At 67.5% G+C, this 20,730-nt stretch carries 19 protein-coding genes; 12 read left to right on the forward strand and 7 right to left on the reverse strand.

Annotated features, from left to right (window positions below; all coding sequences use genetic code 11):
- Positions 1-240: 240 nt before the first annotated feature.
- Positions 241-981, reverse strand: a complete 741-nt coding sequence (locus VGB24_RS05425; protein WP_331071944.1) for a hypothetical protein — start codon at positions 979-981, stop codon at positions 241-243.
- Between the two features lie 765 nt (positions 982-1,746).
- Between VGB24_RS05425 and VGB24_RS05430 the strand changes: the two genes are divergently transcribed.
- Together VGB24_RS05430 and VGB24_RS05435 are read left to right on the forward strand one after the other, a co-directional pair.
- Positions 1,747-2,640: a hypothetical protein gene (locus tag VGB24_RS05430; protein WP_331071945.1), complete on the forward strand. Its 894-nt coding sequence runs from the start codon at positions 1,747-1,749 to the stop codon at positions 2,638-2,640.
- A gap of 1,463 nt (positions 2,641-4,103) precedes the next feature.
- A complete protein-coding gene (locus VGB24_RS05435) occupies positions 4,104-4,895 on the forward strand; it encodes a hypothetical protein (RefSeq protein WP_331071946.1) in 792 nt (263 codons plus the stop codon).
- 92 nt (positions 4,896-4,987) lie between these two features.
- On the opposite strand, the gene VGB24_RS05440 is transcribed toward VGB24_RS05435, so the two are convergent.
- The 4 genes from VGB24_RS05440 to VGB24_RS05450 all read right to left on the reverse strand — a co-directional run bounded on the left by VGB24_RS05440 (position 4,988) and on the right by VGB24_RS05450 (position 8,173).
- Complete coding sequence (locus VGB24_RS05440) at positions 4,988-5,893, reverse strand: murein L,D-transpeptidase catalytic domain-containing protein (RefSeq protein WP_331071947.1); 906 nt, start codon at positions 5,891-5,893, stop codon at positions 4,988-4,990.
- A gap of 648 nt (positions 5,894-6,541) precedes the next feature.
- A complete protein-coding gene (locus VGB24_RS05445) occupies positions 6,542-6,796 on the reverse strand; it encodes a BrnA antitoxin family protein (RefSeq protein WP_331071948.1) in 255 nt (84 codons plus the stop codon).
- A complete protein-coding gene (locus tag VGB24_RS25310) occupies positions 6,793-7,068 on the reverse strand; it encodes a BrnT family toxin (RefSeq protein ID WP_349263895.1) in 276 nt (91 codons plus the stop codon). The genes VGB24_RS05445 and VGB24_RS25310 overlap by 4 nt, the downstream gene beginning before the upstream one ends.
- 115 nt (positions 7,069-7,183) lie before the next feature.
- The gene (locus VGB24_RS05450; protein ID WP_331071949.1) at positions 7,184-8,173 is read right to left on the reverse strand and encodes a hypothetical protein; all 990 of its coding nucleotides are present in this window, start codon (positions 8,171-8,173) and stop codon (positions 7,184-7,186) included.
- Between the two features lie 251 nt (positions 8,174-8,424).
- Here VGB24_RS05450 and VGB24_RS05455 point away from each other — a divergent pair, with 251 nt between their 5' ends.
- The 6 genes from VGB24_RS05455 to VGB24_RS05480 all read left to right on the forward strand — a co-directional run bounded on the left by VGB24_RS05455 (position 8,425) and on the right by VGB24_RS05480 (position 15,951).
- A complete protein-coding gene (locus VGB24_RS05455; protein WP_331071950.1) occupies positions 8,425-10,413 on the forward strand; it encodes a flavin monoamine oxidase family protein in 1,989 nt (662 codons plus the stop codon).
- Positions 10,410-12,227, forward strand: a complete 1,818-nt coding sequence (locus tag VGB24_RS05460; RefSeq protein ID WP_331071951.1) for an alpha-keto acid decarboxylase family protein — start codon at positions 10,410-10,412, stop codon at positions 12,225-12,227. The genes VGB24_RS05455 and VGB24_RS05460 overlap by 4 nt, the downstream gene beginning before the upstream one ends.
- Before the next feature lie 617 nt (positions 12,228-12,844).
- Positions 12,845-13,675, forward strand: coding sequence for a hypothetical protein (locus tag VGB24_RS05465; RefSeq protein ID WP_331071952.1), 831 nt, complete (start codon positions 12,845-12,847; stop codon positions 13,673-13,675).
- A 116-nt stretch (positions 13,676-13,791) separates the two neighbouring features.
- Positions 13,792-14,202 (forward strand): VOC family protein, encoded by a 411-nt coding sequence (locus tag VGB24_RS05470; RefSeq protein ID WP_331071953.1) that lies wholly within the window; start codon positions 13,792-13,794, stop codon positions 14,200-14,202.
- A gap of 163 nt (positions 14,203-14,365) precedes the next feature.
- Complete coding sequence (locus VGB24_RS05475) at positions 14,366-15,238, forward strand: hypothetical protein (protein WP_331071954.1); 873 nt, start codon at positions 14,366-14,368, stop codon at positions 15,236-15,238.
- On the forward strand, positions 15,235-15,951 hold the full coding sequence (locus VGB24_RS05480; protein ID WP_331071955.1) for a hypothetical protein: 717 nt from the start codon (positions 15,235-15,237) through the stop codon (positions 15,949-15,951). The genes VGB24_RS05475 and VGB24_RS05480 overlap by 4 nt, the downstream gene beginning before the upstream one ends.
- Positions 15,952-16,036: 85 nt before the next feature.
- Here the strand turns inward: VGB24_RS05480 and VGB24_RS05485 are convergent, their stop codons facing one another.
- A complete protein-coding gene (locus tag VGB24_RS05485) occupies positions 16,037-16,510 on the reverse strand; it encodes a hypothetical protein (RefSeq protein ID WP_331071956.1) in 474 nt (157 codons plus the stop codon).
- A 168-nt stretch (positions 16,511-16,678) separates the two neighbouring features.
- Here VGB24_RS05485 and VGB24_RS05490 point away from each other — a divergent pair, with 168 nt between their 5' ends.
- The 4 genes from VGB24_RS05490 to VGB24_RS05505 all read left to right on the forward strand — a co-directional run bounded on the left by VGB24_RS05490 (position 16,679) and on the right by VGB24_RS05505 (position 19,917).
- Complete coding sequence (locus VGB24_RS05490) at positions 16,679-17,011, forward strand: type II toxin-antitoxin system Phd/YefM family antitoxin (RefSeq protein WP_331071957.1); 333 nt, start codon at positions 16,679-16,681, stop codon at positions 17,009-17,011.
- Entirely contained in the window at positions 17,008-17,412 is a 405-nt protein-coding gene (locus VGB24_RS05495) for a type II toxin-antitoxin system VapC family toxin (protein ID WP_331071958.1), read from the forward strand. Before VGB24_RS05490 ends, VGB24_RS05495 begins: the two co-directional genes overlap by 4 nt.
- Positions 17,413-17,599: 187 nt before the next feature.
- The gene (locus tag VGB24_RS05500) at positions 17,600-19,459 is read left to right on the forward strand and encodes an RICIN domain-containing protein (RefSeq protein WP_331071959.1); all 1,860 of its coding nucleotides are present in this window, start codon (positions 17,600-17,602) and stop codon (positions 19,457-19,459) included.
- A 179-nt stretch (positions 19,460-19,638) separates the two neighbouring features.
- Positions 19,639-19,917, forward strand: coding sequence for a hypothetical protein (locus tag VGB24_RS05505; protein WP_331071960.1), 279 nt, complete (start codon positions 19,639-19,641; stop codon positions 19,915-19,917).
- Positions 19,918-19,960: 43 nt separating this feature from the next.
- Here the strand turns inward: VGB24_RS05505 and VGB24_RS05510 are convergent, their stop codons facing one another.
- The gene (locus VGB24_RS05510; protein WP_331071961.1) at positions 19,961-20,701 is read right to left on the reverse strand and encodes a hypothetical protein; all 741 of its coding nucleotides are present in this window, start codon (positions 20,699-20,701) and stop codon (positions 19,961-19,963) included.
- Positions 20,702-20,730: the final 29 nt, after the last annotated feature.

A 20,730-nucleotide genomic window follows, 5' to 3' on the forward strand; every position in this document is an offset into this window, starting at 1 on the left:
GAACCGGCCCGCAGTGAATACCATGCAGGGCCGTGGGATCTTGCTGCGGAGGCCACTTCGCTTAGGCGCGGCAGCGGCACGGAACCCTCAGCCTCGGTCCGCGGTCGTCGCTTGGGGAAGCGGGCCCAAGACTCCCCGGGCGAATGAATTCGCTGCAACGACCACACGATGCTCACCTTCGTGGACTGGCCTGCTGTCGTGTGGCTTCTCTGCTGGGGCGCGCCCCGGCGCCACCATTCGCTACCGCGTCGCGGCGAGCAGGTGCGCCTCGTTTTCCCACGGCTTGTCCTGGTCGGGCACCACCATGTTGAGCCCGCTCAGAAGGACCACGGCCGACCCGAAGTCTAGGTATCGATAAAGGCCCCGGAGGGGCGGAACCTGGGACGCGATCCAGCTCTCGGCGGGCTCACCCAAGGTCACCGAAGCAAAGTCGTACTGCGCCACGTGCACCCGTTCGTGCGCCAGCGCCTTGGGGAACTGCCGCTCCGATTCGCTGACCAGGACCACGCCGGCCAAGTGCGCGGCGCGGTGTCCCCACTCCGGCGACACGCGGAAGACCGGGGCACCGGACGAGAGGCTCGACGACACGTCCAGCCTCGCACCCGGCCGTGTGGCGCCCCACGCGATCGCCGCTACGCCGGCCACGTCCAGCTTGGCGCGCGCACGGCCGGCGGCGGGCTCGGCGTAGACGCGCACGGGACCCAGGGGGAAGGCGAGGCGCGACAGGGCAGGGCGGCCCGCCGCGGCGTTGCTCACCGCGGAGCTGCCGATCGCCGCGACCTGGCGCCCGGCCACTCCGGCGCCGGTGAAGCGGGCGGCGGTCATCTGCTTGCCGGCGAACACCAGCCCGCCGCCCACGGCGCCCCGCCTGAATCCCTGCCAGAACGATCCGCCGTTCCACCGTTGGGCCACCCCACCCGTCAACCCGCCGATCAGCACGTTCGCGCCGATGTCGATTGCGTAGCCGGCCTCGCGGCTCATTCGCTCGGACTGGCTGGGTTCGCCACAGGGCCAGTACGGGCAGTCCTGGGCATGGCCGGGCGCCGGAAGCGCCGCGAGCACGAGTGCCGCACCAACGAGCCAGCGCCTCGGCGTACTGCTGGTGGAGTTTCGACGCATTCGGCTCCGAGTCACTGCGGGGATCGATGCTGGGCACAAGTGGACAGGCGACGCCGGAGTGGGCTCTCGCTGCCACGTTCGTTACGGCCTGCCGCCAGTTGATGAAAATACCTATTGCCAGCAGCGTTGTCACCCGCGTTGATCAGGGCCGCCGACCAGCGTTGGCTCTATCGGCTTCCCCTTCCGTCGGCGATCGTAGTCGATCCCAAAGACAATCCTTGCGCATCGCATATGGGCGGCCGTCCGCCGCCGACCGGGGTGCGGATCCCGCAGCGGCCGGCACCCGCGCGAGCTGATCAGCGGACGTGCACAACAGAACGGCCCCTGCGCATCCGCGCCGGGGCCGTTCTTATCGCACACCAGCCGCGCGATCGCGCAATCTGTCATCCAGAGGCCCGGGCGCACCGAACCGGCCCGCAACGCCTACCACGCAGGGCCGCGGGATCTTGCCGCGGAAGCCACTTCGCCCGGACGCGGCAGCGACACGGAACTCCGGGCCTCGGCGTCCTGGTACTCCTTGACGACACTATGTGACTTCAATTATAGTGGATTAGATAGCGCTCCTTATATGTCCTAATCCGTCCCCGACGAGCCTGGTCCTGCCAGCCCTTCCACCAGGAACGACGCATGTTGAAGAAAACCAAAGCTTTAGGAGTGGCATCCATCCTGGCGTTCGCTGCCGCCTGTGATATGCCGACCGAACCAGACGTCCTCATGCAGGTCGCCAGGTGGAACGGGAACGTAATGAGCTCGCCCGTAGGGTACGACTTCGACATTGAGGTAGTGTTGAAGCAGGACATCGACGCAGCAACATCCGAGACTGCAGGGGTAATCCTCGCTGTGTGGCAGGTGGCCGGAGCAGGGAACTGGATGGGCCGCTGTGTGAGCCCAGGGACTGACATCATCACGATTTTCTTCCCTGACAACACGCGGGGTACCTACCTGGTTGAATGTGGAACGGTGGAGACCCTCACGGGCCTCCTGGCGAGGCCCAGGAATATCGGCGCGTACTTGGGCGAACCGACCAGTACAGTACAGTTCGTGGCTGGTGCGCAGGAACTCTGGCGTCGGATTGTCGATGGTCAGACCGAGGTTACCTGCACCGAACTGGGCATCTACCAATATATTATGGTCACGGCCCCGGATGGCGCGCACACCTGGTATCAGTACGAATGTGTAGAGGGAATCCCTTTGCCTGTTCCCCCCCCGAGGGTGCTGGTCGTCACCAACCTTTCAGAGGCATTCCGGGCGCAAGGGCGGGCGTTACAGGCCGTTCAGGTCTGGCCGAGTGACCTCGCAACCGGGGTCGTGATAAACAACATGGTGGCCCCGTCCGTTGCTGCGCCACCCGCGCAGTCCACAGCGCCTCGCGCTTCAACCGGGGTTGCCGATGACGTCGGGCTTAGGTGCGAGCGCACCGGAAGAGGGACGATCACGCTGACTTTCGCGGGTAGCGCGCCTGGCACCGCCGATTATGCCCTGACCTGCCATCCCGTGCATGAGCAGGGGAGCGGGGGATGATCCCCCGGCGCGACGGGTGGAGTGGACGGGCGGGCACGATCAGCGTCGCAGAGGATCGGTGGCCGGATGGTGAGTGTGCGCGTGCGGCTGCTGAAGGAAGGGCGCCACCTCTCCCCGCTGGCCGTCGGCAGGCAACCGAATGCCGGCGCGCCTGGGGCCGGTGCACGGGCGCGCCATCGTGGCCGCGCTCCAGGACCTGAAGGGCCTTTCCGGTGGGGTGAGCTAGACTTCGCACTCCACGCGACGGAACGAACGGACGCATGGCATTCCGCCGTGCGCCCGTTCTGCGTGTGCCCAGGCAAGAGCAGTGAACCCTTGCCTTTCCGCATCGGTCCCTTCCGTCTCCGGCGCCCGCGTTTTCCATAACACGATCCTTGCGCAACGTTTATAGACTGAAATGTTGATTGCCCGTCCTTGTCGAACAGCCTTTTTGATGAGAGTCAGCAACCAGACATGCGCCACCATCATTCACAGTCGGTTCTCATTTTTTCCGAATACGGATGGTATCGGGCTCTGTCGTGCCTGGGTTCGCGGACGTTCGCTCGTTCGTGTAATCCCTGGCCATCGCACCGCGCACCGCGCACCGCGTCCCGGCCGTGCCGCCCCACGCGGGGAGGCGCGGCCGATCTGCAGGTGACGCGGCGCGTTTCCGTTTCTCCGCACCCCATCACCCCGTCCTGCACCGACCACCCGAGGAGAACCCTATGAAGGGCCGTCGAGAGCTTCCGCACAACTGGCAGCCCGGCCGACGCGCGCGGCACCGTCAACGCGCACATCCCGCCCCCGCCCTACACCGAGGGTCGGGAGTGCTATACCTTCGAGTGCCCCGGCACGGCGGAGACGGAATGCGGCACCTGCGCCGGCAGCGAGTGCGGCTCATGCGCTACCGTGTGCTACGAGGACTCCTACTGCGCCTCCTGCGCGACCCAGTACGGCGACCGCACCTGCTCTCCGTACTGCTGATGCAGCTGCAGTTGCTGCTGGTGGCCGCGCGGAGGCCGTCCGCCGCCGACCGGGGTGCGGATCCCGCAGCGGCCGGCACCCGCGCGAGCTGATCAGCGGACGTGCACAACAGAACGGCCCCGGCGCAACCGCGCCGGGGCCGTTCTTTTCGCACTCCAGCCACGCGAACGCCCGCGCGGAATCTGTCATCCAGAGGCCCGGGCGCACCGAACCGGCCCGCGGTGCATACCACGCAGGGCCGTGGGATCTGGCTGCGGAAGGCACTTCGCCCGGACGCGGCAACGACACGGAACTCCAGGCCTCGATATCCCGGTCCTGGCCTCCCCGGGCGAATGAATTTCGCTGCAACGACCACACGAAGTCCACCTTCGTGGACTTGCCTGCTGTCGTGTGGCCTCCAAGATGGGGCGCGCCCCGGCTTAGCGAGTTGCGCCGACGCATCGCGAACGGCACCTTGCCGCCCGTCCCGAGCACGATGCTTTCCTCCAGGCCCCGATCGTATGTCCGAGTTCTACCTTCCCCCTGTCGACCGCCTGCTGAAGCTGGGCGCGGAGCCCGCCCGGCGCCGCACGTGGCCCGACTACCGCAACCTGGGACTGGAGGACCACCACGTCCCGGCGCTGATCCGCATGGCCACCGACCCCGCGCTGCACGCGGCCGAGGAGCGCTCGGCCGCGGGGTGGGCGCCCATCCACGCGTGGCGCGCCCTCGCCCAGCTTCGCGCCCCCGCCGCCGCGGAGCCGCTCCTGGCGCTGCTGCAGCGGGAGATGGACAGCACCTGGGTGTTCGAGGAGTTGCCCGTTGTGCTGGGGATGATCGGCCCGGCGGCGCTGCCCGGGGCCACGCTGCTGCTCTTCGACGAGGGCAAGGACGAGGACCTGCGCTTCGCCGCCTGCGGGGTGATCCTGAACGTGGCGCACGAGTATCCCGAGCGACGCGACGAGGCCGCCGGCGTACTGGCGAAGCAGCTGGAAGACTGGCGAGACCAGAGCCCGCAGATGAACGCGATCCTCGTCTCGTACCTGATGGAACTGAACGACACGGCCGCGGCGCCGGTGATGGAAGAGGCTTTCGCCGCCGGGCGGGTCGATGTGACCATCACCGGACCGTGGGAAGACGTGCAGGTGGATCTGGGCCTGCTGCCGGAGTCCGAAGCGGGGCGTGCGCCCATCGACCACGGCTTTCCGCCGCCGGACGGCCCGCCGCGCCCGTCCGTGACCAAGCCGGGGAAGTCGAAGGCGCAGCGCAAGGCCGAGAAGGAGGCGCGGAAGCGCAACCGCAAGAAGAAGTGATCGCTCGCCCGACCGGGGTCGTGATCGGTGAAAACAAGAAGAGCCCCGGCGCGCATCGGCGCCAGGGCTCTTTCTGTCGCTCCAACCCGGGATCAGCCCCGGCGGGAGGTGCTCTTTCCGACGCTGGCGTTGGCCCAGCGGTCTTCCTGCATCCAGGTGCGGTCCAGCGGCGAGAACAGGAACACCAGGCCGCCGCGGGCGATCTTGGGCAGCAGCGTGCGGGCGCGGCCCTGCTCCATGGCGGGGCAGCCCTCGCTGCGGCCGGCGCGGTCGCGCGTTACGTACGGGGCGCCGTGCGCCACCACGCCGCGGGCGCGGGCCGAGCTGTTGTACTTGCCCGACAGGCCCTGCAGGCGCAGCCCCACCGAGGTGTAGCGCTGGCCGCTGGAGGTGCCGGAGAACCCGTACGTCTCCTGCGCCAGGTACAGCCCCAGCGAGGTGGCGTTGCTCCCCTGGCGGTTGGAGAACCGCGTGGGGCGCCCCGCGGTGGGCGAGGCCGAGCCGCGGCCGTGCGCCACGGTGAACGGGCCGTCCACCACCTTCAGCGACTCCATGTCGAACACGTAGCCGCGCGGGGTGCGGTTGTCCAGCCCGTAGTCCACGTAGTACAGGTACGGCTTGCGCACCTTGCCCGGGTTCTCGGCCTTGTAGGCGTAGTACGCCTGGAAGGCCATCCGCAGCGCCTTGGGGTGGCTCTGGCGGCGGACGCGCTTGCCCAGCGCGTCGAGCGCCACGTCCACGCGCGTCTTCTCGGCTCCGCTCTCCACGCCCACGCCGCTCAGCACCGCGCGCGCGGCCTGCAGCGCCACCGGCTGCGGGGCACGGGCGGGCGCCGGCGCGGGGCGGGGGGCCTGTACGGCGGGCCTCACCACCATCTTGGCCGCGACCGTCGCCCGGGGCGCGGGCGTGGGCTGCGGGCGTTCCGATCGGTCGATCAGGGCACCGGTGGCGCCAATGCACGCGGCAACGGTGGCGATGGTCAGCAGATTGGATCGCATGGCTCTCGGGATTGTACGGGCGGATGAATCGCCCGGAAGTTCTTCGATCTGATCGAGGCGCTCCCCTACGTGCGGGAGCGCTCGTCTCCAGGATGGGTCCGGATCTGCGGCGCGGGAACTAGGGTTGATTTCCCAATCTACCCGCATGCCGTGGCCTCCGTCCAGTGCGGCGGACCCTGACGGGGCAAGGAGCCCGGGGCCTTCCGCGTGCAATCAATCTACAAAAATGCTAAGTCGTTGTCAACGTGTAGGATAGGCGTTGCGGCCGTTTTGGGCGGTCGCGGCGGAGCCACGGCTGATGGTCACGGGGATGGGCATCGCCCCTCTTCGTTCACCCCATCACCGCGACTAGCGGGGGCCGAATTGGGCGACACGTTTGACGCGATCTCGATCAGATGTATATAGGAACAACGGGCGGCATCTTAGTGCCCACCAGAGCCGCTCGTCTGCACGGCCGACCTGCCGCGCAAGGCGCGCACGAGCGAGCTTCAGGTCTCCCCCTCCCCTGCGAAGCGGGGACGGGGGGAGGGGGCTCCCACTGCATGCATTGCACCCTGTCGAACCCCGCTCGAAGTGCTCCCCTCTCCCGCGCTGTTTGCGGGGGAGGGTTGGGGGAGGGGGAACCCCGTCCACGGCGGAATCGATCGATCAAGCGCTCTGCCGCAACTCTTCGCGGAGCACGCGTCGAAGCGTCTCTTCCAGCGGTTCTGCTGCGTGGCGCACGTGGTCCCGCAGGACCGAGTTGATGAGGCTCTGGTAGTTGCCGCCACCCGCCGCATCCACCTGCGCACGAAACCAATCCAGCACCTCGTTGTCCAGCCGGATGGTGATTCGTGTCTTTCCCGCAGGAGCGGGGTCGATCGCGCCTCGCCGCCCCGCACTGAAATCGTACTCGTCTTTCATCGGTTACCTCGATCATAGAGAAGTCGCTCTGTCCGCGACGCCCGGCGGGCGGAAATCAAGCGCACCGTTCCTATTCCTCGCCACGTGTAAACCACCACGACGATTCGGCCCAGGCTATCAGTGCCGATCGTCGCGTAGCGCTCCTCCTCTGGATGTGGGTCCTCCACCGTAATCGCGTCCTCGTCTTGCAGCACAGCTACCGCATCGGCAAACCGAACTCCATGCTTCGCAGCGTTGGTACGTGCCTTCTGCGGATCCCATTCATATCGCATCGTAGTGTATGCACGTTTGTGCAGCCGGTCAAGGACAAAGGGAGAAGCGCCGTCCTGACTGGGACGGCGCTTGGGCGAATTGTGTAGCGAGCCGGTGTACAGCTGATGGGACAAGCTACGCCAGTGGAAGCCCCGACGTGGCGCGCGTCTGCTCGTCGTGGAGCGCGCGGAGAGGAGCGATGTCGGGGTGTTCTACACCGCTGCCCAGCTCCTCCACGAACAGGCAGGTCGCGCGGCCGCCCGAGGCTGCGTCGTAGCGCCGCTCCCATTCGCGCATCGACTGCTCGTCCGCGCCCGTCTCGTATGGGAAGGTGACGGGCGGGTTCTCGGTGCCCACGCGCCACGGCTTGGGCGTCAGCCGCGCGCGAAAGCTTTTTTGCACCTGGCAGAGGCGGATGTACTGCGGGTCCGCCCCCAGCGCCGTCATGGTGGCCTGCACCTCGGCATCTGTGGGCGAAAACGGCGCGTGCGTAACCAGGTAGCGCATTCCCGAGTGCGTACGGTACACGCGTACCCGCCAGTCCGGATGCGACGCGATCCAGTTGCGCAGCCGGGCCAGGGGTGCGGTGGGCGGGTCCCCGGGTGTCCACCCGCCCGGGGACGGAGCGGGCGGGGGCGCGGCTGGGGCCGGACTCCGCGGGCCGAGGAAGGTCTCGGCGATGGACCTGAGGCCGGGTGGCACCGGTAGCGCATCCACCAGCCCCCATAGCGGATGCGAGGTCGCCGGCGGCGTGGCGGGCCGCGACGTGGGCGGGGTGTCCGCGGCGGGAACGTCGACGTCGATGAAGAACGCCCGCGCGGCGTTCAGCACCAGCGCGCCGTACGAGTTGCGGGTGATGGCCGCGTCCGGCGGGTCGGCCGAGGCGGCGGCGGGAAACTCGCGCACCACCTCTTCCCGCAGCGGGCGGTCGCCGTACGTGTAGCGCTCGGGAAAGCCCGCGCCCGCCTGGATGCGCGCCGCCACGCGTCCCACCGCCTCCTGCGCCAGCGACTGCGCCTCGGCCGGGCTGCTTCGCGAGCCGCGCCAGACGTGGAACCGCACCGGCTTGCCGGCCGGGGTGACGGCCTGGGATTCTGCGCGCGACCAGTAGCGGGGAATCAACATCGGTGGCCTCCGGACGGTTGGACGGGCAACGAATGGGGAGCGTGCGGTGCGTTCAGTATCGGCGCCGCCCGGCCCGGCCGCAAGCTCCCTGCGAGCGTCCATCGTGCTCCGCTTCTAACCGACGCGCATGGCCGCGGTTGTCCCGCCCGGCGCTCGCACGTACTTTCCGCATCCGGCAGCCTCAGCACTCGCCTTCCCCAGGCTCGCCGCCCCGTCCCGCCGCACGTAATCCACTCCACCGTACCCATCCGATGACCGAAACCGAAAGGCTGGACCCCGACCGCTGGGCAACCTGCGTGAAGCTCGCCCGCACCCTGCTGATGGTGGGCGACGACGACAGCGACCTGGTGCTGAAGTACCTGGACGTCCTGATCGACCGCGGGCTGACGAAGACCGACAAGCCCAAGAAGGTGCTGGTGGTGGGGGCGGGGATCGCGGGGCTGGTTTCTGCGTGGTTGCTGAAGGAGGCGGGCCACCACGTGACCATCATCGAGGCAAACGGCAACCGCGTGGGCGGGCGGCTGAAGACCTTTCGCTACGACCAGTGGCGCCCGGACCTGCCGGCGCCCTTCCGCGATCCGCGCCAGTACGCCGAGGCCGGCGCCATGCGGCTCCCCAACTTCCACCCGCTCGTCCTTGCGCTGGTAGACAAGCTGGGGCTGAAGCGCCGCCTGTTCTACAACGTCGACGTAAAGCCCGGCACCGGCAGCGGCACCGTGCCCCCGGTGGTCTACACGTCGTTCACGGGGGCCGAGTGGCGCAACGGCCCCGAGGTTCCCTTCACCCCGCCCGACAAGGTGAACAACGCCTGGATCCGCGTGAACGGAATGCAGGTTCGCAAGAGCGAGTACGAGAAGGACCCGCGCGCCGTCAACGCCACCTTCGGCATGCCCGAAGATCTCCGCGGCAAGACGACGAACCAGCTGGTGAACGACGTGGTCGACAAGGTGCGCGACTACTACTCCGTGGTGGACCCCGCGACAGGCGTGCGGAAGAGCAAGCCGTTCGAGGAGTGGGTGGAGGGCTGGGCGCGGGTGATCTACGACTTCGACCAGTACTCCATGTGGAGCTTCCTCAAGGAGCACGGCAAGTTCGCGGACGGCACCATCGAGGCGGTGGGGACCATCGAAAACCTCACTTCGCGCCTGCCGCTGTCGTTCTTCCACAGCTTCCTCGGACGCAGCGACATCAACCCCAAGGCCACGTACTGGGAGATCGAGGGCGGAAGCTGGCGGCTGCCGTACGCCTTCCTCTCCTTCCTGCGCGACGAGATCGTCATGGGGCGCCGCCTGGTGCAGATGGAGTACTGGCACCCGGACCGCGACTGCTCGGCGTGCACGCACGTGGGGCCAGACGGCCCGGCCGTGTGGATCAAGACGGTGGACGAGCACGCCGACGAGGACCGCGGTGGGAGCCGGCCCCCGCCGGAGTTCCAGGAGTTCACCGGCGACGTCGCCATCATCACCATTCCCTTCAGCAGCCTGCGCCACGTGATCGTGGACCCGCTGTTCAGCTACAAGAAGGGCAGGGCGGTGATCGAGCTTCACTACGACTCGGCCACCAAGGTGCTGCTGGAGTTCAGCAAGCGCTGGTGGGAGTTCACCGAGGCCGACTGGAAGCGCGAGATGAACGCCATCCGCCCGGGGCTGTACGAGGAGCACGCCAGTGAAAGCCAGGCGAAGGGAACGGCGCTGCTGGGCGCGGACCCCGACGTGGACGAAACCCGCATCGCAAAACGTGAAAAGGCGTTCTACGCCGAGCTTCGCCACCAGGAGGCGCCCGACCGCGAGGCCACGCACGTGTTCGGCGGCGGGTCCATCACCGACAACCCCAACCGCTTCATGTACTACCCGTCGCACCCGGTGCCGGGCAGCGACGGCGGCGTGGTGCTGGCCAGCTACAGCTGGGCCGACGACGCGGCGCGGTGGGACTCCATGTCCGACGACGAGCGGTACGCCTTTGCCCTGCGCGGCCTGCAGTCGCTGCACGGCCGGCGCATCGAGGTGTTCTACACCGGCAAGGGGCAGACGCAGAGCTGGCTGCGCAACCGCTACGCCTTTGGCGAGGCGGCGGTGTTCACCCCCGGGCAGGTCACGCAGCTTCACCTTCACATCCCCACGCCCGAGGGGCCGGTGCACTTTGCCGGCGAGCACACCTCGCTGAAGCACGCCTGGATCGAGGGCTCGCTGGAGTCCGCCGTCCGCGTGGCGCTCGAGGTGAATGGCGAGGTGAAGGCATGAGCGTTCCCGTAGACGGTCGATGGACGGTGGCGCGCTACCTGTCGGCGCGCCTGGCGGAGCTGGGCGTCACCGACCTGTTCGGCGTTCCGGGCAACCACCTGGGCCCCTTTCTACCCGTGGCGCGCCAGGCCGGCATCCGCTGGGTGGGCAACTGCAACGAGATCAACGGGGGCTACGCAGCAGACGGCTACGCGCGGGCGACGGGCCGGCTGGGCGCCGTGGCGGTCACCTACGGCGTGGGCGCGCTGTCCGTCATTCAGCCCGTGGGCGGCGCGTACGTGGAGCAGATTCCGCTCGTCGTCATCACCGGCGCGCCGACCTACGAGCAGTGGCAGAACCTGAAGGCCATCGGCCTGCTGACCAGCCACATGAGCCCCAACACGCGCAGCAACGTCGACGCCTTCCGGCAGGTGACGGTGGATGCGCAGGTGGTCACCAGCAGCCGCATGGCGCCCGTGCAGATCGACGGCGTGCTGACCGCGTGCCTGACGGAGCGGCGCCCCGTGTACCTGGAGGTGTGGGAGAACGTGTGGGACGGGGAGTGCGACGCGCCCGCCGGCCCCATCGTGGCGCGCCCCCGGCCGACGTCGGCCGCCATGGACCGTATGCGTACGGCGGCGGTGGACGAGGCGGTGGCGCTGATGGAAAAGCTGGGGTGTCCCATCCTCTGGGGCGGCGAAGAGATCGACCGCTACGGGCTGCGCGCCGAGTTCGAGTCGCTGGTCGACGCCACCGGGCTGCCCTTCTGCACCACCATCGGCGGCAAGTCGGCGGTGTCGGAGAACCACCCCCTGTTCCACGGCGTGTACAACGGCAAAGCCAGCCTGCCGGAGATCTACCGGATGTTCCAGGACGTGGCCGGGTGCCGCGTGGGGCTGGGCTCGTGGGCCACCTCCAAGAACCTGGGGGGCACCCGCTCCGTGGGCGACGACTGGATCGTGGCGGCGCACCAGGGCGTCAGCGTGGGCCCGCGCTACTTCCCCGACATCAAGCTGGGCGAGTTCATCACCAGCCTTCGCGATGCCCTGGTGCAGCGTCGGATCACCGCGGAGAGCGCGGATGCCCCGGCGGACTACTACAGTGCAACCGAGGGCTCGCGCGAAGTGGCCGTCGGCGAGCCGGCCGCCGCGCCGCCCGCGGACGCGGGGCTGACCTACGATGGCTTCTTCGCGCGGATCAGCGCCTTTCTGGACGCGTCCGCCTCCGGCGAGGGCACCGCGGCCACGTCGCCGTACGTGGTGGTCTCCGACGCCGGCTTTTCGCTGCTGGGCTCGCAGAACCTGAAGATGCCGCAGCCGCGCACCTACTTCTGCCAGGGCTCGTGGCTGGCCATCGGCTACTCTGTGGGCGCGGTGACGGGGGTGAAGGCCGCGCTGCCGGAGAAGCGCGCGCTGGTGTTCGTGGGCGACGGATCGTTCCAGGAAACCTGCCAGGAGCTTTCCACCCACACGCGGCTGCGGCAGGACAACGTGGTCTTCGTGATGAACAACGACGACTTCTACGGCATCGAGCAGATGCTGGTGCACCCGTGCTTCTACGATCCCGCCTCCGGCGAGGAACCCGGCTTCTACAACGTGCTCCACAAGTGGAAGTACAGCCGGCTGGCGCAGGTGTTCTCCGGCCCCGACACGCCGATGGCGGGCGTGGTGGTGGGCACGCACGGCGAGCTGGATGCGCTGCTCGGCCGGCTGGGGGACGGGGACGACGCGATCAACGCCGGCCCCGTGCTGGTGCAGGTGCGCCTGCCGCGGGAAGACTACCCGCGCGCCATCCACTACGAGGTCAAAAAGAACTGCGGCTCCGGCAAGCACTGACGGAAGTCGATGGAAAGAAGAGCCGCGGAGGGCACCGAACCCCTCCGCTGCTCCAGCCGGTCGGGCGAATGAATTCGCTGCAACAACCACACGAAGTCCGCCTGCGCGGACTGGCTGGTTCTCGTGTGGAGAAGCCCGTGTGGCGCGCCCGGAACGTGTGGCGGATCCCTCAGTCGCTGCGGAGTACGGCGGATGGGCAGGTTCGCCGGGGCCGCTCCATCGGGATGACATCGCGCTCGTCTGCAGGCGTGGCGCGCGTGCAGGTGAAGCCCCGAACGGGACGCGCCAGCGACCCGTGTCGGGGCTTTCCGCTGTTCCAGCCGCGGGTTCACCCGCCCCTGGATCCCGCCCCGGGATCTCGTCACCCGGGATCTCGCCCTGGGACTTCACCCCTCGAATCTCTGGCCGACCGTCACGGATAAACGTAGACGTCCTCGTCCCCCGTCATGCGCTCCACGAGTAGTGGAACGCGGAGTAGATGGTGTCGTCCTCCAGCTTTACGAACAGCTCGTCGTTCAGGTAGTTGGCCGAGTGCGAAAGGTTGTGCGAGCCGGTGGCGCTGTGCCGGAGGCACTCCCATCTTACCTCGGCGCCGTCCTCGCCTCACCGCCACACCCATGAACCCGCTCACCGCGCACTGCATGGCCCTGCGACGCATTCTCCTTGTCGCCCTGATGCTCCTCGGCTCGCCGCTGGCGGGGCAGACCCAGGGTGCCGGGCCGAGGGCGAGAATGCGGGAATTCGTGGAGGCGCTCCAAGGTGATCGGGCGCAGCTCGAAGACTTCTTCCCCCGGCGCGACCCGTGGGCCTGGATCGTCACGACGCGCTCCCTCAGCGGGCGGGTGACCGTGGAGCGCCGGGAGTTCCTGGGTTCGGAAACGCTCGCGGCGATGGAGCACCCCGGTCCGCTGTGCGAGACGTTCGCCTTCGGCGGCGACGTGGGGAGCGTGGAAAGCTTGATGCACCGGCTGCGGATGGATCCCCTGCGGTGGCGCCTGGTGGATGGACGCCGCTTCGTGCCGCCGCGCGCGTCGCCGCGCTCCGCGACCTTCGTGGAGTGGCGGCGCGAGGACCGCCGCTGGGTGGTCTCGGCGATCGGCGAGGAGCGGACGGCGGCTCCCCGGCTGCTCGGCAGGCCCGTGAATCGGCTGGTCCGCGATTCCACGCCGGGCGAAGCCGTCACGCTGCCGCTGCCGGCGGATGCTGCCGTCGCGGCCGGGACCCGCTGGTTCGCGGAGTACGCGCCGATCATCGCCGGCAACATGATGCTGACCGCCTACGGGCTGCCGCGCGCGGTTCCCGCCGAGTTCCTGACCCGCATCGGCACGGTGAACGGGGTAGCCGCGTACGTTGAGACCGGGGCGGGGCTCGAGGTGGTCTACATTCCGGTGACGCGCGACGGCAGCTTCCAGATGTACCAGTTCATGACCAGCTCAGGCTGCCCCTGACCTGCGCCGACGTGTGGCGGGCTGGCGAACAGGCTTGCGTCCGACGACGCCGCCGACGAAGATCCCGCACGCTTTTCAAAGCCCGGTCACATCCGCCTTCTTGGAACGGAATCGCCATGCCCGACTCCCGCATGATCTTCGTGAACCTGGCCGTACGCGACCTCGAACGCTCCGTGGAGTTCTTCACGAAGCTCGGCTTCACCTTCAACCCGCAGTTCACCGACGAGTCCGCCACCTGCATGATCATCAGCGACAAGGCGTTCGTCATGCTGCTGGTGCACGGCCGCTTTCAGGATTTCACGAAGAAGCAGATCGTGGATTCCACCACGCAGACGGAGGTGCTCGTCGCGCTCTCCGCCGAAAGCAGGGAAGCCGTGGACGCGATGGTCCACACGGCGCTGGCGTCCGGCGGCTCGCCCGCGAACCATCCGCAGGACCACGGATTCATGTACGGCTGGAGCTTCCAGGACCCGGACGGACACATCTGGGAAGTGGTCTGGATGGATCCCGCGCACGTCCAGGGCTGATCGCCCGCGGGGCGGCGGCCCGGGCATCGTGCCCGGCGCCGCGCCCCGCTCGGGCCCGGTCCCAACATCCACTCTGAAACCTGCCGCTCACACCATCGTAGTCGCTGCGTGCCGCCGATGCGCGGCCGCGGGTAATGCTCATCCTCCTTACCTGACAACTACGATGCGTATTCTTGTCGCGGCCTCGTGCGCCGCTTTTGGTGCAGCCGTTCCCGCCGTTGGCCAGGCGGCCGCCGATCCCATCGCCGCCTGCGCGGATCGGCTTGTCCCGTACGCCGACCGCGCCCCGGCGGCGGATGGCCTTCCGCCGTTGGAGATTGCGTCCGCGAGCGGCCACCTCAGCTATTTCGGCGCGTCGCATTCGCGCGATCCCGAGAACCCGCAGTTCGCCGCGATTCGCCAGCTGTGGGAGCAGCGCCGGCCCACGGTGGCGTTCTACGAGGGTCCCGCACGCCCCGTCGCCCGGACGGGTGACGAGACCATCCGCCAGTACGGCGAGTCCGGGTACGTCCGCTTTCTCGCACAGCAGGCGGGTGCGCGCGTGGAGCGCCTGGAGCCCTCGCCCCAGGCCGAGGTGGCGGCGATGCTGGAGCGCTTTCCGCAGGACCAGGTAAAGCTCTTCTACCTCCTTCGGGAGACGGCGCGCCTTCGCGAGCGGCAGGGCTTCGGGGAGACGGAGCTGAAGACTGGCGTCGCGCGGCTGCTGCAGCAGGCGAACGCCATGTTCGGCGAGCAGGTCGGGGAGGCGTGGACGATCGACGACCTCGACGCGGCCTACCGGCGCTACTGGACGGAGCCGGCGGCATGGTGGCAGGCGCCGACGCAGTGGTTCGATCCGCTGAAGACGTTCACGGAGACGGGTGGCATCTTCACCAACGACGTGAACCGCGCCTCCAGCGAGTTCCGCAACCGTCACATGTACACCGTCCTGGCCACCGCCGCCGCGCGCGGTGACCGCGTGTTCGCCGTCGTGGGCCGCGACCACGTTCCCGCGCAGGCCGCCGCGCTGCAGTGCGCGCTCGCGGGGGCCCGATGAGCGCCGCCGCCACAGTGCCGAGGGACACGACGGCCACGCGGATGGGCCTGCGCTGGCTGGCCGCGTTCTGCATCCTGATCCTGGCGGTGCACGAGGCGCACGAGCTGGCGCACACGGTTACGGGCCGTCTGATGTGCGGAGAGTGGGCCACGCGCGACTTCAACGAGTGGAACCTGTCCGCCGGCTGCACGACGTCCGCCCCCACCGCGGCCGGCCCGCTGTTCAGCTACCTGGTGATCGCCATCGGCATCGTGCTCACGCGCCGGGCGGATTGGAACGCCAGGTGGATGGGGCTGGCGCTGATCTTCGCCGCGAACCCGCTGGCCCGGATCATCACGGTGGGAATGCGTGGCGGCGATGAGCTGGTCGTCGCGCGCACGCTTTCCGGCGGGCAGACGATCAGCCCTACGGTCTACTGGATGACGATGGCACTTGTCACGCTCATCTGCGGGGCGGGAATCGTGGCTGGATGGAGGGCGACGCGCGGAATCCGCTGGCGCGCCGCCACGTTCGCGGCGATCCTCCTGCTGCCGATGGTGTTGACCGGAACGCTGCTGTTCGTGCTCTTCAACGGGCTGCTGCGCGACGGCTTCCTGGCCCAGCCGATCGTCGCTGGCTCCCCCGTGTTCATCACGATCGTCACCGCCATCGTCGGCGTGCTGCTGATCGCGACGGCAGGCTGGCTGCGGAATCCATCGTCACGAGTCGTGTAGCTGCGCGTCGTGGCGATGACAATGTGGCCGGCGATCTCACCAGATCGCCGGCCACGTTGCTGTTGCGCCAACGATTTCGCCTGCCTCAGGGCTTCTGGATCCCCCCGGCCAGCCAGAGCTTGTCCGGGCAGCCCGGCGGCAGGTCATTCCGCAGGTGCCCGGCGTCAGGAGTCGAGCCCGGGGCTTCGCCACCGCTCAGACGGACCGGCCCGTCCACCTTCACCATGACCCCGGTCTGCCGGTCGCGGACGGCCCTGCCGCGTGGTTCCAGGGCAAGGTCCACGTGCGGTGGCCAGAGCACCGCGTACCGCTCGTCCGTGCCCGTGCGAACCACCAGGCAGCCGTTCTCCACCACCAGGGTTCCCGCCACGAGCGCTTCCTGCACCTCGCCGCCGTCACCCGGCTGCCACCGTGGGAGCGAGGCAACGGCGCCCGATGAAGCAGGAGGCGCAGCGGCGGGCGCAGTCGCCGGAGCGGCGTCCGACGCGGCGGGCGGGGGATCGCTCTTCTGGCAGGCAGCCAGGGCGAAAAGGTACAGCGGCAAGCAGATCGATCGCATCTGGCACACGTTCACGAGTGGGCGTGAGTATCCTCGGGGCAACTGAGGGTCGACGGAGCAGGCAAATTCGGCTCCGAACCATTGTGATTGCGATTGCACGGTGAAGCGGCGTTGGTGCGAACAGGCAGATGCGTTTACCTTATATTCGGGATGTCCGGGATATCCCGGATGTCCGGAACATCCGAGATGTGCGGGATTTTCGGCATAGCCGGGATGTTCAGTGGTTTTGGTGTGGATTCGGGGTCCTCGCCTGGTCTCAAAGCGGAGCGGAACATGGGTGAGCGTGCTTTCGACATCGGTAGCGAGTCGCGCCTGTTGGAGTTCATTCGCCAAGCGGGCGGAGGGGAAGACGTGATCCTCACGAACGGCGGGGAGCCGATAGCCAAGGTCATCCCGATCACGCGTGCAAAAGGTCAACGCGAGTTCGGCAGCGCCAAGGGTCTGATCCACATGGCCGATGATTTCGACGCGCCGCTCGACGACTTCAGTGACTACATGTGATTCGTCCGATGCCGACTTGTGCATTGCTCGACACCCATGCCTTCGTCTGGTTCATCAGCGGCGACCAGCGCCTCAGCCGAGCCGCACGGAAACTGCTCGATGATCGCGAGAACGAGATCCTCATCAGCGTTGCGAGCCTGTGGGAGATCGCGATCAAGCACAGTCTGGGCAAACTCACGCTCGAACGCCCCTTCGCGGAGTTCATTCCTGAACAGCTGGACCGACAGCAGATCGAAATTCTGCCGATCACGCTCACTCACCTCGCGGAGGTCGACCGCCTCCCGTTCCATCATCGTGATCCGTTCGACCGCGTGATCGCTGCGCAGGCCCTTTCCGAAGGCATACCCGTCGTCAGCTTGGACGCCGCGTTGGACCCGTACGGCGTGAACCGGATCTGGTAAGTCACCGTTGATCGTGTAGTTGAAGCCCCGGACGGCGGCGCAGCCGCTGGGCCGGGGCTTACCGCTTCCCGAGCGGCGGGTTCGCCTGCCTGCGAGTCGCTCTTCCACCTCGTTTGCCGTTCGCGATGCCCCGCCGTATACTCCCGTGACGACACGAAATGCGCTGTATCACACCCCGGGAGGAGCCATGCCGCAACGTTTCGGTAGGCGGGTCCGCGCGCTGTACGTCGCCCTTGGACTGAGCGCCATCCACGCGGGGTGTGAGGAGGTGAGCGGCCCGGCGCCACGGCTGATCGAGCCGGGCGCCGGGCCGTCGCAGTCGGTGGCCATCAGCTACCGCAATCCCATCATCCGTCCGGATGCGCCCGATCCGCACGTGGCGCAGTTCGAGGGCAAGTACTGGATCTATCCCACCTCCGAAGGCGGGCAGCGGTTCCACGCTTGGTCGTCCACCGACCTGGTGAACTGGGTGGACGAGGGCATGGTGCTGGACCTGGGCCCCGGCGTGAGCTGGACGGACCGCAACGGCTGGGCGCCCGCCATCGCCTTCCGCAACGGCAACTACTACTTCTACTACAGCGCCAACGGGCCGCATCCGGACAGCAAGATCGGCGTGGCCGTGGGCACCTCGCCACGGGGGCCGTTCACCGACATCGGCAAGCCGCTGGTGCACAGCGACGCCGCGGTGCCGCTGGAGGCCATCGACCCCATGGTGTTCATCGACGGCGACGGGCAGGCGTACCTGTACTACGGCGGGTCGGCGGGGAGGGGCAACATGGCCGTCCACCGCCTGAACGCCGACATGACCTCGCTCAGCGGCTCGCGGATCGTGCAGAAGCCCTCGTACTTCACCGAGGGGCCGTTCGTGCACAAGCGCAACGGCATCTACTACCTCAGCTACAGCAACGGCGGCTGGAACACGGTGGACTACAACGTCCGCTACGCCACCAGCTCGTCGCCCACCGGCCCGTGGACGTACGGCGCGCAGATCCTGTCCAAGGACTTCAACTACACCGGCCCCGGCCACCACGCCATCCTGAACCGCGGCGGAGACGACTGGTACATCGTCTACCACCGCTACGAGGACGGCACCGAGTTCAACGCCAAGCGCCGCGCCACGGCCATCGACAGGCTTACGTACAGCGGCAGCACCATCCAGCGCGTGACGATGACCGGCGCCGTGCCCAACGGCCGCTACAAGCTGTTCGCGCGGCACAACGGCAACGCGCTCGACGTGGGCGGCTGCTCCGCGGCCGACGGCGCCGACGTCATCAGCTGGCCGTACTCGGGCGCGGGGTGCCAGCAGTGGGACTTCGCGCGGCAGACGGACGGGCACTACAAGATCACGGCCGCGCACAGCGGCAAGGCGCTGGACGTGGGCGGCTGCTCCACGGCCGACGGCGCCGACGTGATCCAGTGGCCCTGGAGCGGCGCCGACTGCCAGCGCTGGCAGGTGGTGAAGACGGGCCCCGACGCCTTCAAGCTGGTCGCCAAGCACAGCGGCAAGGCGCTGGACGTGGCGGGGTGCAGCACCGCGAACGGCGCCGACGTGATCGTCTGGACGTACACGGGCCTGCTCTGCCAGCAGTGGACCATCCGGCAGACGGCCGTCGTCGTCCCCAATGGACGCTACAAGCTGCTGGCCCGGCACAGCGGGCAGGCGCTGGACGTGGCCGGGTGCTCCACGGCCGACGGGGCCGATGCCATCACCTGGCCTTACTGGGGCGGCACCTGCCAGCAGTGGAACTTCGAGCGGCAGACCGACGGCTTCTACAAGATCACCACGGCGCACAGCGGCAAGGCGCTGGACGTAGGCGGCTGCTCCACGGCGGAGGGCGCGAACGTGATCACCTGGCCGTGGGCAGCCACCGACTGCCAGAAGTGGGACGTGGTGGACGTGGGCGGCGACTACTACCGCATCACCGCCAAGCACAGCGGCAAGTCGCTGGACGTCGCCAGCTGCTCCACCGGCAGCGGCGCCGACGCCATCGTCCGCACCTACACCGGCGCGGATTGCCAGAGGTGGCGCATCGAGACGACGCCGTGAGCAGGTAACTTACTTCGCATTTCTTACCAATGAACAGATACCGGCACATGCTCTCGTTCACCTGGGGGTCACCTCCGGCGACATGAGAGTCACGCGCGCGCTTCTTGCGATCACAATCATGTGATGGTCGAACTCGCGATCAGGTACGAGCAATCGCGGCTCCCTGCCGAGGAGGCACCATGGTCAAGGCGCGCTCTGTGGTACAACGAATTCACCTGCTGCAACTGGCACTTCAGATCACATTCCGTCGGACGCCACTCGGTGTCGGGATGCAGAATGAGTGCTGGGGTGCGGTGGCTGCCGAACTCGCCCGTTTGCGGGGGGAGACCGTTGTTGCCTACTATGGGATTTCTCTTCGGGAATTCAGGGAGCTTATAAAGGGGAACAAGCTCACCCCAGCAGTCATGCGGAACCGCGTGATGGGGTTCCGAACTCTTCGCTTCGCAGTTGAAGTATAGTGCCGCTCGGAAGAGTGCATGGCGCCCTCCCCGGGGACGCGCTTCATACTCGAGGGACCAGTCTCACGAACACCGTCTCATGGGGCTTCTGATCCCGAGTTACGGGTTTGAATCCATGTTGTCTGGCCAAACGCAGACCTTCTTCTGTAACAGGCCGCGTGTATATGCACTCCACGTGCGAAGCCAAAGCAGCTAAGAAGCCTTTTAGGGCCATGAGCGTGTTCTCACGAGCCCTCCAACCTTTCGCTCCGATTGCGCTGACATACAGAGCGGCAGGTGCTTCTCTGGGACCAACAATGTGCTTCGGTTCGATACGAAACCCGCGCAGTTCATTCTTTTCTAATTCTTGTTTGGCTTTCATTGTGACGGGTACCACAGTAAAGAAGCCAACTAGTTCACGCGTCGTGCGAAACATTCCTGCCGTAACTTTGAAGACTAACTGGTGGCAATCGGGCCGTCGCTTCTGCCACGCCCGCAATGCGTGCACCGATAAAAGCTCAGCGTCAATGATCGTTTGAGCAAAATTCCGCAGGACGGGAAGATCTTTAGGTCGGGCGGGTACGCAGATGTAGATCGGGCGTCGAGGCACTCGCACCCGTGCAGTGGCCACCAACGCGCCCCCTAGACACACGGCGATCATCCCTAACACAGCACCGGTTGTGTACACAAAAGGTGGTAGATCCAGCGCTCTTTCGAGCTGGGATTGTGCGCTTGCCAAGCCGACCAATACGCCGCCGACGGTCACCAGCGTGGCCGCGACCCGGTTCAACGATTTCGCTTTCATTGTATTCTCAATCCGGCTCGGGCTGATCC

Origin of the sequence: Longimicrobium sp. (assembly GCF_036399935.1) — a bacterium.
Classification (GTDB): domain Bacteria; phylum Gemmatimonadota; class Gemmatimonadetes; order Longimicrobiales; family Longimicrobiaceae; genus Longimicrobium.